Below are 15,174 nucleotides of genomic sequence, written 5' to 3'. Positions count from 1 at the left end.
GGCTTGCCGCGCGGGGGCAAGCGCCATGTCCAATGATTCCGGGGCCGGCGCTCAGCCGACCGATCCTTCCAGCGAGATGCCGAGCAGCTTCTGCGCCTCCACGGCGAACTCCATCGGCAGCTGCTGCAGCACCTCGCGCGCGAAGCCGTTGACGATCAGCGCCACCGCCGCCTCGCGATCCAGCCCGCGCGCCATGGCGTAGAAGAGCTGGTCGTCGGAGATTTTGGAGGTGGTCGCCTCATGCTCGATCTGCGCCGAGGGATTGCGCACCTCGATATAGGGGACGGTATGGGCGCCGCAGCGATCCCCCAGCAGCAGCGAATCGCACTGGGTGAAGTTGCGCACGCCCTCCGCCGTCGGCGCCACGCGGACCAGGCCGCGATAGGTGTTGTTCGAGCGCCCCGCCGAAATCCCCTTGGACACGATAGTGGAGCGCGAACCCTTGCCGAGATGGATCATCTTGGTGCCGGTATCGGCCTGCTGGCGATTGGTGGTGACGGCGACCGAGTAGAATTCGCCGACCGAATTCTCGCCGGCCAGCACGCAGCTGGGATATTTCCACGTCACCGCCGAGCCGGTTTCCACCTGGGTCCAGCTCACCTTGCTGTTGCGGCCCTGGCAGAGCGCCCGCTTGGTGACGAAATTATAGATGCCGCCCTTGCCCTCGGCATCGCCGGGATACCAGTTCTGCACGGTGGAATATTTGATCTCGGCATCGTCGAGCGCGACCAGCTCCACCACGGCGGCGTGAAGCTGGTTCTCGTCGCGCTGCGGCGCGGTGCAGCCCTCCAGATAGGAGACATAGGCGCCGTTGTCGGCGATGATCAGCGTCCGCTCGAACTGGCCGGTATTGGCCGCGTTGATGCGGAAATAGGTGGACAATTCCATCGGGCAGCGGACGCCCTCGGGAATGTAGACGAAGGTGCCGTCGGAAAAGACCGCGCTGTTCAGCGTCGCGAAGTAATTGTCGCGCGCGGGCACCACCTTGCCCAGCCAGGCGCGGACCAGATCGGGATAGTCGCGGATCGCCTCCGAGATGGAGAGGAAGATCACCCCCGCGCGCTTCAGCTCCTCGCGGAAGGTGGTGGCGACCGAAACCGAATCGAACACGGCGTCCACCGCCACCTTGCGGGCTGGCGTGGTGCCCTCCACCCCGGCGAGCAGCTTCTGCTCCTCGATCGGGATGCCGAGCTTCTCATAGGTGCGCAGGATCTCGGGATCGACCTCGTCCAGGCTCTTCAGCGCCGGCTTCTTCTTGGGCGCCGCATAATAATAGGCGTCCTGATAATCGATCGGCGGCACGTCCAGCTTGGCCCAGTCGGGCGCCTCCATCGTCTGCCACAGACGGAAGGCCTTGAGCCGCCAGTCCAGCATCCACTCGGGCTCGCCCTTCTTGGCCGAGATGAAGCGGACCGTTTCCTCGCTGAGCCCCTTGGGCGCGAATTCCTGCTCGATGTCGGAGGTGAAGCCCCACTCATAGGTGGACAGGCGATCGGCGACCGCCAGAGCTTCCTCGTTACGCACGCTCACGCCATCACCTCTTCCGCTAGCCCGGCGAGACGATCGAGCGTCACGCCGGAAAAGGCGCCGCGCAGCGCCTCGTTGACAATCGCCCAATGGGGCTTGACGGGGCAGCCGCGCTCGAGCGCGCAATCCTGCTTGCCCTCGTCGACGATGCAGGCGGTGAGCGCGATCGGCCCTTCCACCGCCTCGATGATCTCCGCCAGGCTGATCGCCGCGGCCGCGCGCGCCAGCACGAAGCCGCCGCCGGCGCCGCGCGAGGTTTCGATCAGCCGCGCCGCCGCCAGCCGGCCGGTCAGCTTCTGCGCGGTCGGCAGCGGCACGCCGGTCTCGCCGGCGAGGCTGGTCGCCGACAGGCGCGCTCCGGCGCCATGGCGCGCCGCCGCCGCCATCAGCACCACCGCATAATCCGCCAGGCTCGACAGTCGCAATTTGCGATCCATTCTCAAATCAGACCAGATCAGTCCGATTGCCATGTGGTCGCGCCCGATCGCCCGGTCAAGGCGATTCTCCCTCTGCACGCGTGGGAATTTTCAGGCGTCCCGATCGGCGCCGTCGATCATCGGCGGCGGCTAGCCGCGCGCTGCGAACGCCGCGAGCGCGGTGCGGGTGGCGAGCGTGAGCGGCTGCGGCAGCGCATCGCGCGGGAACCAGCCGAGCGCGGCGAGCGCCTCGGGCTCGCGCAGCACCGCCTCGCCCGACACCTCTGGCACCAGATAGATGGGCGCGACCCAATGGGTGCCGCCGTGCGCGTCGATCTGGTCGACGACGCAGAGAAGATCGCGCGCGGCGATGCGCAGCCCCGTCTCCTCCGCGATCTCGCGCTCGACCGCGCGGGGCACCGGCTCGAGCCAATCGACCTTGCCGCCGGGAATGCCCCAATGCCCCGCTTCCGGCGCGCGGCGGCGATGGACGAGAAGGATGGCGTCGCCGCGCAGGATCAGCGCGCCGCAGCCAAGGCGCGGCGCGGGGGCGGGCGCCTGCGGCGATGCGGAGGCGGTTTCTTGGGGGACGGGGCCGGTCATGCCCGCCCAAACGCATCGCACCGGGCGCGGATGCCGCGTCCGGTGCGATGTCCGCCCTACGCCCTGCCGCGCCGGCCGGCGGGCGGGGCCAGGCGCGCCGGGCTCAGGCGACCGTCAGCGCGACGTCGATATTGTTGCGCGTGGCGTTGCTATAGGGGCAGACCTGATGCGCCTCGGCCACCAGCGCCTCGGCGGCGGCGCGGTCCACGCCCGGCAGCGCGATTTCGAGCGCGACCGAGAGGCCGAACCCGCCCTCGGAACGCGGGCCGATGCCGACGGTGGCGGTCACGGTCGCGTCGGCGGGGATTTTGGGATGCTGGCCCTGCGAGGCCACGAACTTCAGCGCGCCCAGGAAGCAGGCCGAATAGCCGGCGGCGAAGAGCTGCTCGGGATTGTTGCCGGCACCGCCCGCGCCGCCCAGCTCCTTGGGCGTGGCCAGCGTCACCTCGAAGCTGCCATCCTCGGTGCGGGCGCGGCCGTCGCGGCCGCCCGTGGCGGTGGCGCGGGTGGTGTAGAGGATCTGCGTGGTCATGGCGGGCTCCTTGCTTGATCGTTGGCGATTGAATCGCGTGCGATCTATCTAGGCGTGCGGCATCCGCCTGTCAACCGGTCAAGGGCTCAAGGTGGACGGCGCGCCTCCGGTCGCTCCGAAGCGCCGGGCGCGCCTGGCCGCCGCGCCCGAACGCGCGCGTCGACCGGGATGGCCTTGCGGGCGAGCCACGCCGCGCGCCGGCCCGTCGGCCCGAGGCGGCGCTATTGGGACAAGGGTCTGCCCGCCACGCCGCCCGCGCGCGCGCCGAGCGCCGCCGGAGAGCGGCGGCGCGGATCCTGTGGAGCGGCGCTCAGCCGTGCACCGCATCCGCCGCGGTGGCGCGGGCGGCCGCGATCGGCGCCTCCGGCGGCAGCCTGGCCGCCTTTTTCGCGGGCGGCAGGAAGCGCCGCAGCGCCAGCGCGGGCTTCTCGATCCAATGCCAGGAAAGCGCGGCGAAGGCGCAGGTCGCCACCAGCGTGATCAGCACGGTGGCGGCGAAAAGCCGCGCCGGGGAATGCAGCGCGGGTACATGGTGCAGCAGCAGCCAGGTCACCGTTTGCGTGATCGGAAAGCCATAGAGATAGGTGCCGTAGGACAGATCCACGCGCACGATCCTGTCGAACCAGGCGAACCGCTGCATGCCCACATACAGGACGCAATAGGTCAGCGGAATGCCCGCTAGCGGCAGGAGCAGGTCGAAATACACCATGGCGTAGAACGCCAGCGCCGACGCGACGAAGATACCCGCATGGAGCGGCACATGCTGTCCGTACAGGAAGAAGGCAGAGCCCAGAATGAACATGAAGACGATGTACCATTCCGTGAAATGCGTATTATTCGCTTTCACAGGAAGCAGCGCGGGATAGGCGAAGGCCGCGACGAGCGCGACGAAAGCCACGATCGTCACGACGATGCGGGTCCAGTGCGGGCTCCGGATCAGGCCCGAGGCGAGGATCAGGAGCATGAATAAATAGCTGTATAGCTCCGCCGGCAGCGTCCACAGGTTGAGGTTCACCGTCACCGGCCAGGGATTGTCGCCGAACACCCCGGGCAGGGCGAATTGCACATGCCCGACGATATTCCAGAAATAGCGGGCAAAGAGCGGATCGGAGAAATAGTGGCCGAGGGCGAAGCTCGTCAGCGCCGGCCCGAGGATCAGCGCCGAAAGCGTCACCTCCACGGACAGAGCGGGCAGAATCCTGAGCGCGCGGTTGGTGAAGAAGGTGACCACGCTCTGGGTCCGGATCGCGCTGCCCGTCACCAGAAAGCCGCTGAGCGCGAAGAAGGCCCCCACGAGCGAGAACAGAACCGGCCGGAAGAGATCCATGGCGCGGGAGGCATGATCGAGCTGGGGGGCGTTCATCACCGCCGGGCCGGGCGCGCCCGAGGGCAGCGCCGGGTGCAGGCGCGTCGCCAGAAATGCGTGAAAAATCAAAATCGCAAGCGCGAGCGCATGACGGACAAGATTGAAGCCCGGGCCGACGCCTCGAGTCTTGTCGAGCGCCTGTCGCAACGATTCATGTATCCACACAGGACGATGGCTCCGTCTAGCCGCGGATGACCCAATTGGTCGCGAGCCAAGCTGTTACCCGTCTAAATCCTTCATCGCAATAGTGGTGAATACTTGAACTTTAATGCACTCTCCGACATTCTGGATGGATTCGGACACCTCGACGATATACCGCCAAGTGATTGGCACCATCCGTAAGATTCCCCGTTATGTCGGATTCTTCCTGCGCCCTCGGAAGTTCTGCCGCTCAGAGTCATCCTGTATACGAAGTGGCCGATATCGGCGACTCGCAGCCCGGTGGCAGGCGGGGGCGACTTGCCGTGCGACCAGATGTCCTGGAAATACGCCGCTCCGATCTAACCATGACTCCAACATGGATTAGTTTTGGCAGCCTAGATTGTGCGACATCTTGCGCGTCCGGCCGCACGGTCGCGAACGGCACGCCGGGCATGGGGGTGCGGCCAGGTCATTCGCCATTCCCGCGATTCGCTGCGTAGGGCTTCTCGCCGCCGCCGGCCGGCGGTGCGCGGCGGCCGGCTCGGGGTCGGTCGCGCCACCGCACGGGGCGCTCCCTCGTACCGCGCGGCGCGGCCGGTCCGGCGGCGCACCGCCTTCACCCCGAAGGGACAGGGACGCTGTTAAAATGGTGCTGCCGGCGAGGATTGAACTCGCGACCTCAGCCTTACCAAGGATGCGCTCTACCACTGAGCTACGGCAGCACGGCCAGCATGGACCAAGGTCCGGCGGGCAAGGCCGGCCCTATGGAGAAGCGCGCGGCATCCGTCAAGCCGCTTGCGTCGGCGTGCGCGATCGGCCACCGCGCCGGCCATGGACGAGCAGAGCAAGCGCGCCGCGCGGCTGGCCGAGGCGCTCCGCGCCAATCTTCGCCGCCGCAAGGCCCAGGCCCGCGCCCAGGCCGAGGACGAGGCCGGCTTGCCGCCCGCCGTCGCGCCCGGCACGAGGGGCGCGATGATCGATCCCTCCGCGCTGCCCGCCCCGCCCCGCGCCGCCATCCGCCCGCATGCCTATGCGCGCCACGGGCGCCAGGTCACCGATCCCTATGCCTGGCTCAAGGATCCCGGCTACCCGACCGTGTCGGATCCCGAGATCCTGGCCTATCTCGAGGCCGAGAACGGCTATTTCGAAACCGCCATGGCGCCGCTCCAGCCATTGGTCGAGACGCTGTTCGAGGAGATGAAGGGCCGCATCCAGGAGGATGACAGCTCGGTCCCGCGCGCCGATGGCGATTGGGTCTATTGGTGGAGCTTCGTCCCCGGCGCGCAATATCGGCGCTGGTGCCGCGCCCCGCGCGCGGGCGGCGATACCCAGGTGATGCTGGACGAGGCGATCGAGGCCGAAGGTGCCGACTATTTCCGGCTCGGCGCGATCGCCGCCAGCCCCGATGGCCGGCTGCTCGCCTGGTCGTCGGACCGCAGCGGCGCGGAGCGCTTCACGCTGCGCATCCGCGATCTCGCCACCGGCGCGGATATCGAGACGGTGAGCGAGCGGGTCAACGGCCCGGTCGTCTGGGCGGCGGGCGCGGCGGCGCTCGCCTTTACCGAGGTGAACGATCAGTGGCGCACCTATCGCGCGCGGCTGCACCGGCTCGGCGCGCCGGCGGAGGCGGCCGTCACCCTCTATGAGGAGACGCAGGATATCGGCTTCAATGTCGGGCTGGCGCGCAGCCAGGACCGGCAATGGCTGATCGTCACCACGCACGATCATGAAACGAGCGAGGTGCGGCTGGTGCCGCTGGCCGATCCCGGCGCGCCGCCGCTGCTGGTCGCGCCGCGCCGGGCCAAGCGCCAGTACAGCCTCGATTCGGCTCATGGCCGGCTGTGGATCCTCACCAACGATACCCATGTGAATTTCCGCGTCGCGGTGGCCGATCCCGCCACGCCGGACGAGTGGGCGGAGCTGATCCCCGGCTCGGACCAGGTCTATCTGCGCGGCCTCACCAGCTTCGCGCGCCATCTGGTGATCGAGGAGCGGGTCGACGGGCTCGATCAGATCCGCCTGCGCGGCTATGATGGCGCGGAGCACCGCATCGCCTTTCCCGAAGCGAGCTACACCGCCGCGCTCGGCACCAATCCGGAATATGACAGCGCCGATTACCGCATCGGCTATGCCTCCATGGTCACGCCCGACACGGTGTTCGACTATGATCCCGAAGCGCGTGCGCTGGCGGTGCGCAAGGTGCGCGCCGTTCCCTCGGGCTATGATGCCGGGCGCTATGCGACCGAGCGGCTGATGATCCCCGCGCGCGATGGCGCGCGCGTGCCGGTGTCGATCGTCTATCCCAAGGGCTTTCCGCGCGATGGCAGCGGGCCGCTCTATCTCTACGGCTATGGCGCCTATGGCTTCGCCATTCCGCCTGGCTTCTCGTCCGATCGGCTGAGCCTGCTCGATCGCGGCTGGGCCTGCGCCATCGCGCATATCCGGGGCGGCGACGATCTCGGCTATGGCTGGTATCTGGATGGCAAGGCCGAGCAGCGCTGGAACAGCTTCACCGATTTCGTCGATGTCGCCAAGGGCCTGATCGAGGCGGGCTTCGCCGCGCCGGGGCGGATCGCCATCCAGGGCGGCTCGGCCGGGGGCGAGCTGATGGGCGTCGTCGCCAACACCGATCCCGATCTGTGGGGCGCGGTCGTCGCCGATGTGCCCTTTGTCGATGTGCTCAACACGATGCAGGATGAGAGCCTGCCGCTCACCCCGGCGGAATGGCCCGAATGGGGCAATCCGATCGAGGACGCCAAGGCCTTCGATCTGATCGCCAGCTACAGCCCCTATGACAATGTCCGCGCCCAGGCCTATCCGCCGATGCTGGTGACGGGCGGGCTCAACGATCCGCGCGTCACCTATTGGGAGCCGGCCAAATGGGTGGCGCGGCTGCGCGACACCGCCACGGGCCAGGCGCCGCTGCTGCTCAAGATCAATATGGGCGCGGGCCATGGCGGCAAATCGGGCCGCTATGAATCGATCACCGAGCGCGCCGAGGCCTTCGCCTTTATGCTCGATGCGCTGGGCTCAGCCGGTCAGGGCCAGTAGGGCATAGGTGGCGAGCCAATGCTCGCCCATATAATCGTCGGCGAGATGCGGCAGCGCGGCCTCGAGATGGCGCGCCGCCGCCGGCTCGCCCACGGGGGCGAGCGCGGGCAAGGCCGCCGCCAGCCCGCGCCAGCACCAGGCGCGGCTGAGATTGAGCCCGTCGAGATGCGCGATCTTGCCGTCGCTGCGGTCCGATACCTCGGCTGGGGTGAAGAGCGTGGCGGGCAGCCCCTCGGCGCAGCGCGGCAGGAAGGCGGCGAACCAGTCGGCAAAGGCGGGCGCCGGCAGGATCCGCGCCATCAGCAGCGCCTCGATCAGCGCGGAGGAGAGGAAATCGTCGCCGCCGGGCTCCCAGGCCTGGCAATCGCGATCGCCGCCGAACCAGTGCAGCGCGCGCGCGCCGATCCGCGCCGCCAGCGCCGGATCGCGCGTCTCGGCCCAGTCCCGCGCGAGCAGGCAGGCGAAGGCGGTGTTGAAATGGGTGCCGACGCGGATCGGATAGCTCAGTTTCTCGAAATAGGCGCTCAGCCGCGCCGCCAGCCTCTCGGCGAGCGGCGCCAGCGCCGCGCCCCAGCCGTGCGCATGCCGCTCCGCCTCGGCATGGAGCGCGAGCAGCCAGGCCCAGCCATAGGGGCGTTCCCAGCCGGCGGTGCCGGGGCGATCGAAATAGGCGCACTCGCCGGCGACGCGATCGGGCACGAACAGCGCGTCGGCGCGCGCCGCGATCGCCGCGGCCTCGGGCATGGCGGGGAAGAGCCGCGCCAGCCGCAGCACCTGCCACCAGCCATGGACGCAGCTGTGCCAATCGAAGCTGCCGAAGAAGATCGGGTGGAGCGCGGCGGGCGCGCCGCCATCGTCCGGCCCGGTCCACACATGCATCAGCAGATTGGGATATTCGCGGCCGAGATGGCCGAGGGTGAGCGCCGCGAAGCGGCGTGCCGTCTGTTCGTCCAGCATCATCGAAAGCCACACCACCAGAGGAGAAGGATGATCACGCCGAGCAGCGGCAGCGCGGTGGGCGCCTGCGCGCGGATCACCGCGTAGCGATCGCGCAGCCCCAGCAAGGCCGCCGGCACCAGGTTGAAATTGGCCGCCATCGGGGTGAGCAGCGTGCCGCAGAAGCCGGCCAGCATGCCGAGCGCGGCGATCACCGCCGGATCGCCATGATGATCGCGGATCAGCACCGGCATGCCGACCGCGCCGATCATCACCGGAAAGGCCGCGAAGGCATTGCCCATCACCAGTGTGAACAGCACCATGCCGAGCGCATAGGCGAGCACCGCCGCGATCAGGCTGCCCGCCGGAATGGCGGCGCCGACCAGCCCGCCCACCACCGCGCCGACATGGGCGACGGCGAACACCGCGCCGAGGCTGGCGAGCATCTGCGGCAGCAGCGCCGCCCAGCCCACCATGTCCATCAGCCGCGCGCCTTCGACGAAGGGCGCGAGCGGGCCGGGCCGCAGCATCGCGTAGCAGAGCGCGAGCGCCATCAGCATGCCGAGCGTCAGCGCCACCAGCGTCGCCTGCCCCGGCGCCACCAGCCCGGGCCAGGCCTTGAAGACGAAGGTGCCGAGCAGCGCGGTGACGGGAATGACGAGCGCGATCGCGAACAGGCCATCGCCGCGCGCCGCGTCGCGGTCGCCAGCGGGGGCGCCGGCGGCCGGCGCGCGCAGCCGGCCGGTGCCCGCGATCGCCGCCAGCGCGAGCGCGAGCGCGCCGTTCGCGCTGTCCCCCAGAAGGTCGCCCGCCAGGAAGCTGGTGGCGATCAGCGCGTAGAAGCCGGCGTGCCACGGATTGCGCGCGCGCAGCGCGAGCAGCGCGAAGCCCAAGAAGACGAGCCCCGCCACGGCATAGACAGCGCCGAGCCCGATCACCGCCAGCGCCGCCGCAGCCGCATCAGCCGCACGCCATGGATCAGCAGCGCCGCCACCGCCACGGGGATCGCCCATATCGAGAGCTGGAAGGGCTCCAGCGCCACGCCATAGCCGGCCAACACCCCCTTCATCAGCAGGATGGAGCCGATTGCGAGGAAAATATCCTCGCCGAAGAAGAGGCCGATCGAATCGGTGGCGGCGGCGAGCGCGGCGACGCCCTCGTCCGCCGGCGGGGCGCCCTCGCGCTCGGCGGCGGCCTGGGCCATGGGCGCGAGCAGCGGCCGCACCGTCTGCGCGGGGCCGGCGATCGAGGTGAGGCCGAGCGCCGCGCTCAGCTGGCGGAAGATCATGTAGAGGAACAGCAGCCGCCCGGCGCCCGCGCCGCGCCAGCGGGCGATCAGCGCCCGGGCGCGCGCCTGCAGCCCCTCGCGCTCGAGCAGGCCGATCACCGGCAGCACTATGTAGACCAGCGTCACATAGCGCGCCTCGTTGAAGCCATGGCCGAAGGCGGCGAGGATCGCGGGCGGCGCCAGCCCCGCCGCGAGCCCGGTGACGAGCGCCGCCGCCACCACCGCCAGCATCGGCTGCACGCGCAGCATGAAGCCGGCGACGATCACGAGGATGCCGGCCAGCACCAGCATCAGGCGGCGCCGTAGCCGCCGCCGCCCGGCGTTTCGATGCGGATGGCATCGCCCGGCGCCACCGCGACCGCGGCGGTTCCGGCGAGCGGCTCCACCGATCCATCGGCACGCTCGATCCGCGTGACGCCCAAGGCGCCGGGCGCGCCGCCGGCCAGGCCGAAGGGCGGCACGCGGCGGCGATTGGCGAGGATGCTGAGCTGCATCGGCGCGCGGAAGCGCAGCACCCGCACCGCCCCGTCGCCGCCGCGCCGGCGCCCGGCGCCGCCCGAGCCGCGCCTGATCGCGAACCGCTCCACCAGCACCGGGAAACGCTGTTCCAGCACCTCGGGATCGGTCATGCGGCTGTTGGTCATGTGCGTCTGCACCGCTGCCGCGCCCTCGAAATCGGGGCCGGCGCCGGCGCCGCCCGCGATCGTCTCATAATATTGGTGGCGCGCATCGCCGAAGGTGAGGTTGTTCATGGTGCCCTGCGCCGCCGCCATCGCGCCGAAGGCGCCGAACAACGCGTCCGTCACCACCTGGCTGACCTCGACATTGCCCGCCACCACCGCCGCCGGCGGCCGGGGATCGAGCATCGACCCCTCCGGGATGCGCAGCGTGACGGGCGCCAGACAGCCATCGTTGAGCGGCACCGGCTCGTCGATCAGCGTGCGCAGGACATAAAGGACGGCGGCGCGCACCACCGCGCGCGGGGCGTTGAAGTTGGTCGGCTGCTGCGGGCTGGTGCCGGCGAAATCGATCGTCGCGCCGGCGCCCTCCACCGTCACCGCCACCCGCACCTCGGCGCCGTTGTCGAGCGCATAGGCGAAGGATCCGCTTTGCAGCCCGGCCAGCAGGCGACGCACCGCCGCCGCCGACTGCGCCTGCACATGGCGCATATAGGCGCGCACCACCGCCGCGCCATGATCGGCGCAGAGCCCGCGCAGGCCCTCGGCGCCCCGCGCGCAGGCGGCGATCTGCGCCTTGAGATCGGCGATGTTCATCGCCGGATTGCGCGCCGGCCACGGGCCGGAGGCGAGTACCGCGCGCACCGCCGCCTCGCGGAAGCCGTCATGATCGGCGAGCAGCACGGTATCGAACACCACGCCTTCCTCGGCGATGCTGCGGCTTTCGGCGGGCATCGAGCCGGGCGTGATGCCGCCGATATCCGCGTGATGCCCGCGCGCCGCGACGAAGAAGCTCGGCCGTCCGGGCGCGTCGTCGTCGGCGAAGACGGGCAGGATGACGGTGATGTCCGGCAGATGCGTGCCGCCATCATAGGGCGCGTTGATGGCGAAGGCCTGGCCCGGCCTCAGGCTCTCGCCGCGCCGGGCGATCAGCGTCCGCACGCTGTCGCCCATCGAGCCGAGATGCACGGGGATGTGCGGCGCGTTGGCGATCAGATGGCCCTCGGCATCGAACAGGGCGCAGGAGAAATCCAGCCGCTCGCGGATATTGACCGAGGATGCCGAATGCTGGAGCGCGGCCCCCATCTCCTCCGCGATCGCCATGAACAGGCCGGAGAAGATCTCCAGCCGCACGGGATCGGCATCGGCCGAGCGGACGGCGTCGGCGCGGCGCGGCGCGGCGCGCTCCAGCCGCAGCGTGCCCCCCGCCACCAGCCGGCCGCGCCAGCCCGGCTCGATCACGATGGTGGAAAGCGGATCGACGATCAGCGCCGGGCCGGCGATCTCGGCATCGGCCGCGAGCGCCGCGCGCTGGTGGACGGGCGTGTCCTGCTCCACGCCCGCCATGCGCGTGCGGACATGGGCCTCGGCCGGGCCGCCCGGCCCCGCCGTCACCGCCGGCATCGGCGCCGCCGCCGGCAGCACCGCCTCGACGCGCAGCATGTCGAGCAGCGGCGCGCCCTCGGCGGCGAAGCCGAAGCGAGCGCGGTGCGCCTCTTCAAAGGCCGCCCGCATCGCCGGAGCGGGGCCGAACGGCACGGCGATGCCGCCATCCTGCCCGTCCAGCCGACAATGCGCCTCGATCCGCGTGGTGATGGCGGCGCGATCCAATCCCTGCGCCGCCAGCGCCGCCGCCGCCTCCTCGGCGAGCGCGGCGGCCGCCGCGTCGATCCCCGGCGCGGCGAGCGGGAGGCCGAGCGTGCGCTCGCGCACCAGGCTGCGATCCGCCAGGCCGATGCCATAGGCGGACAGCACGCCCGCGAGCGGATGCAGGATCACCCGGTCCATCCCCAGCGCATCGGCGACGAGACAGGCATGCTGGCCCCCCGCCCCGCCGAAACAGGCGAGCGCGAAGCGCCGCGCATCATGGCCGCGCGCCACCGAGATCGCCTTGATGGCATTGGCCATGCCCGCCACCGCGATGGCGATCAGCCCCTCCGCCGTCGCCTCCGGCGAGAGACCGGCGGCGGCCGCCACCGCGCCCAGCCGCGCCTCCGCCGCCGCGCGGTCGAGCGGCGCGTCGCCCTGCGGCCCGAACAGGCGCGGGAAGAATGCCGGCTGGATCTTGCCGAGCACGAGGTTGCAATCGGTCACGGTGAGCGGGCCGCCCCGGCCGTAACAGGCGGGGCCCGGCACCGCGCCCGCCGAATGCGGGCCGACGGTGAGCCGCCCGTCCGCGAAGCCGCAGATCGATCCGCCGCCCGCCGCCACGGTATGGATGCGCATCATCGGCGCGCGGATGCGGGCGCCGGCGACGATCGTCTCATTGTCGCGCTCATAGGCGCCGGCAAAGAGCGACACGTCGGTGGAGGTGCCGCCCATGTCGAAGCCGATCACGCGCGTCTCGCCCGCCTCGGCGGCGGTGCGGGCCATGCCGACAATGCCGCCCGCCGGTCCCGACAGGATCGCGTCCTTGCCGCGAAAGGCGGCGCCATCCGCCAGCCCGCCATTGGATTGCATGAACAGCGGCGCGCGCCCGAGTGCCGCCTCCAGCCCATCCACATAGCGGCGCAGCACGGGCGAGAGATAGGCGTCGGCGACGCTGGTATCGCCGCGCCCGATCAGCTTGATCAGCGGCCCGACCTCGTGGCTGACCGAGATCTGCGTGAAGCCGGCGGCGCGCGCCAGCGCGGCCAGCCTTTGCTCGTGCGCGCTGTGGCGATAGCCGTGCATCAGCACGATCGCCACCGCCGTCAGCCCCTCGGCCCGCGCGGCGGCGAAGCCGGCGGCGGCGGCGGCCTCGTCCAGCGGCGTCAGCACCGCGCCCTCGGCGGTGACGCGCTCGTCAATCTCCAGGACGCGGGCGTGGATCGGCGGGGCGCGGCGGATGGCGCGGGCGAAGAGCTGCGGCCGCTCCTGCGTGCCGATCGTCAGCGCATCGCCAAAGCCGCGCGTGATGGCGAGCAGCACCGGCGCGCCCTTGCGCTCGAGCAGCGCATTGGTGGCGACGGTGGTGCCGATGCGGATATCGGCGTCGGCGGGCACGTCGCCCGCCAGCATCCGAATCGCCGCGACCGCCGCATCCTCGCGCCGCTGCGGATCCTCGGACAGGAGCTTGGCGGTGTGGAGCCGCCCTGCCGGATCGACCGCCACGACATCCGTGAAGGTTCCGCCCCGATCGATCCAGAAATACCAGCGCATCCCTCCCGTATAAAGGGCCGGGGCCGCGCGTCACTCCCCGCCGGGCGCAAAAAACCTCCCTCGCCCGCCCGCCGGGCGATACAGCGGCACCATGGTTGATTTTACCCCCCGCGCCGGCCGGCTGGCGCCGCTGCTCGCGCCCGCGCTGGGGCTCGGCCTGCTCGCGCTTCTGTGGCCCGGCGTCGCCACCTACGACACGGTGGTGCAATATGCGCAGGCGGTGTCGGGCCAGGTGGATGATTGGCATCCGCCGATCCTGGTGCGGCTGTGGCAGGGGCTGCGCGCGCTCGGGCTGGACGGCACCGGGCCGCTGCTGGCGCTGCAATTCGGCCTGTTCTGGAGCGGGCTCGGCCTGTTCGCGCTCGGGCTGCGCGAGGCCGGGCGGCCGCGGTTGGCGGCGGCGACGGCGCTGGTCGGGCTGGTGCCGCCGCTGCTCGGCTGGATGTTCGCCGTGCTCAAGGACGGCCAACTGATCGGCGCGGCGGTGATGGCGACGGGGCTCGTCGCGCGCTACCGGCTGGCGTGCCGCCCGCTGCCCCGCTGGGTCGGGCTGATCGTCGCGCTATTGCTCGGCTATGCGCTGCTGCTGCGCGCCAATGCCGTGTTCGGCATGGTGCCGCTGGCGCTCGGCCTGGCGTGCTGGGGCGGTCTCCGCCATCCGCTCGCCCGGCTGGCGCTGCTCGCGGCGGCGACGCTCGCCGCGCTCGCGGCGGCGGGGCCGATCAACCACCGCGTGCTCGGCGCGGATCGCTCGCTGGTGGAAGGCACGCTGCCGCTGTTCGACATGGCCGGCATCGCCCATCGCGCGGGGCTGCCGAGCCTGCCGCAGCTGCCGCCGGCCGCGTGGCGCGCGGCCGAGGCGCGCGGCTGCTACACGCCCTTTTTCTGGGATTCCTTCGGCGATGCGCGGCGCTGCGGCGCGATCGGCACGCGGCTCATCTTCGATCGCGACGAGGAGGCGCCCTCGATCTTCGCCGATTGGCTCGGGCTCGTCGTCCGCCACCCGCTCGCCTATGCCGCGCATCGCCTCGGCCATCTCAACGCCACGCTGCGCATCGCCTGGCCTGCCGACGAGCGGCTCGCCACCGCCCCCGCCCGCTCCCAGCCGAGCCCGGCGCGGATCGGCACGCCGGCGCGGGCGGCGGCGGCGGTGATCGCGCACATCGCCACCATCGCCGCGCGGACCCCGCTCGGCGCGCCCTGGCTGTGGCTGGTGGCCGCGCTCGGCCTCCTCTGGATGCTGGCCGCCACCCCCGCCCAGCCCGCGCGAAGCCTGGGCCTGACGCTCGCCTGGTCGGCCGTGCTGCAGACGGCGAGCTTCGCGGTCGTCAGCATCGCGTCGGACCTGCGCTACCATCTGTGGCTGATCACCGCGACCGCGCTGGCCGCGCTGTGCGCCGCCGCCTGCCGCGACGTGCCGCCCCGCCGCCGCCGCGCGGCGCTGGCGACGCTGGCGGCGGCGGCGGCGCTCTCGGTGACGCTGCGGGGCGTCTAGC

At 71.1% G+C, this 15,174-nt stretch carries 11 protein-coding genes and 1 tRNA gene; 2 read left to right on the top strand and 10 right to left on the bottom strand.

Annotated elements, in window-relative coordinates:
- Positions 1-51: 51 nt before the first annotated feature.
- The 6 genes from sufB to LHA26_RS07740 form a co-directional block, all read right to left on the bottom strand.
- Entirely contained in the window at positions 52-1,530 is a 1,479-nt protein-coding gene (gene sufB / locus LHA26_RS07765; RefSeq protein ID WP_252168136.1) for a Fe-S cluster assembly protein SufB, read from the bottom strand.
- Entirely contained in the window at positions 1,527-1,952 is a 426-nt protein-coding gene (locus LHA26_RS07760) for an RrF2 family transcriptional regulator (protein WP_252168135.1), read from the bottom strand. The genes sufB and LHA26_RS07760 overlap by 4 nt, the downstream gene beginning before the upstream one ends.
- Before the next feature lie 141 nt (positions 1,953-2,093).
- Positions 2,094-2,546 carry an NUDIX domain-containing protein gene (locus LHA26_RS07755; RefSeq protein ID WP_252168134.1) on the bottom strand — a complete coding sequence of 151 codons (453 nt, stop codon included), beginning with the start codon at positions 2,544-2,546 and terminating at the stop codon, positions 2,094-2,096.
- A gap of 103 nt (positions 2,547-2,649) precedes the next feature.
- Positions 2,650-3,078: an organic hydroperoxide resistance protein gene (locus LHA26_RS07750; protein WP_252168133.1), complete on the bottom strand. Its 429-nt coding sequence runs from the start codon at positions 3,076-3,078 to the stop codon at positions 2,650-2,652.
- A 310-nt stretch (positions 3,079-3,388) separates the two neighbouring features.
- The gene (locus tag LHA26_RS07745) at positions 3,389-4,609 is read right to left on the bottom strand and encodes an acyltransferase family protein (RefSeq protein ID WP_367890744.1); all 1,221 of its coding nucleotides are present in this window, start codon (positions 4,607-4,609) and stop codon (positions 3,389-3,391) included.
- Between the two features lie 623 nt (positions 4,610-5,232).
- Positions 5,233-5,307, bottom strand: a tRNA-Thr gene (locus LHA26_RS07740).
- Between the two features lie 250 nt (positions 5,308-5,557).
- On the opposite strand from LHA26_RS07740, the gene LHA26_RS07735 reads away from it, so the two are divergent.
- Complete coding sequence (locus LHA26_RS07735) at positions 5,558-7,636, top strand: S9 family peptidase (RefSeq protein ID WP_252168321.1); 2,079 nt, start codon at positions 5,558-5,560, stop codon at positions 7,634-7,636.
- Here LHA26_RS07735 and LHA26_RS07730 read toward each other — a convergent pair.
- Genes LHA26_RS07730 through LHA26_RS07715 form a run of 4 tightly spaced genes read right to left on the bottom strand, consistent with a single transcriptional unit; the run spans position 7,616 to position 13,678 of the window.
- Entirely contained in the window at positions 7,616-8,596 is a 981-nt protein-coding gene (locus LHA26_RS07730; protein ID WP_252168131.1) for a DUF2891 domain-containing protein, read from the bottom strand. The genes LHA26_RS07735 and LHA26_RS07730 overlap by 21 nt on opposite strands.
- Positions 8,593-9,510 carry a 5-oxoproline transporter, DUF979 family subunit gene (locus LHA26_RS07725; protein ID WP_252168130.1) on the bottom strand — a complete coding sequence of 306 codons (918 nt, stop codon included), beginning with the start codon at positions 9,508-9,510 and terminating at the stop codon, positions 8,593-8,595. The genes LHA26_RS07730 and LHA26_RS07725 overlap by 4 nt, the downstream gene beginning before the upstream one ends.
- Positions 9,507-10,151 carry a DUF969 domain-containing protein gene (locus tag LHA26_RS07720; RefSeq protein ID WP_252168129.1) on the bottom strand — a complete coding sequence of 215 codons (645 nt, stop codon included), beginning with the start codon at positions 10,149-10,151 and terminating at the stop codon, positions 9,507-9,509. The genes LHA26_RS07725 and LHA26_RS07720 overlap by 4 nt, the downstream gene beginning before the upstream one ends.
- The gene (locus LHA26_RS07715) at positions 10,151-13,678 is read right to left on the bottom strand and encodes a hydantoinase B/oxoprolinase family protein (RefSeq protein WP_252168128.1); all 3,528 of its coding nucleotides are present in this window, start codon (positions 13,676-13,678) and stop codon (positions 10,151-10,153) included. Before LHA26_RS07715 ends, LHA26_RS07720 begins: the two co-directional genes overlap by 1 nt.
- A gap of 91 nt (positions 13,679-13,769) precedes the next feature.
- Here LHA26_RS07715 and LHA26_RS07710 point away from each other — a divergent pair, with 91 nt between their 5' ends.
- Positions 13,770-15,173 (top strand): hypothetical protein, encoded by a 1,404-nt coding sequence (locus tag LHA26_RS07710; protein WP_252168127.1) that lies wholly within the window; start codon positions 13,770-13,772, stop codon positions 15,171-15,173.
- Position 15,174 lies beyond the last annotated feature (1 nt).

The organism is Sphingomonas morindae (genome assembly GCF_023822065.1).
Classification (GTDB): Bacteria; Pseudomonadota; Alphaproteobacteria; order Sphingomonadales; family Sphingomonadaceae; genus Solisphingomonas; species Solisphingomonas morindae.
Note: the sequence above shows the minus strand (reverse complement) of the source record. Positions and strands in the feature narration are given on the sequence as shown.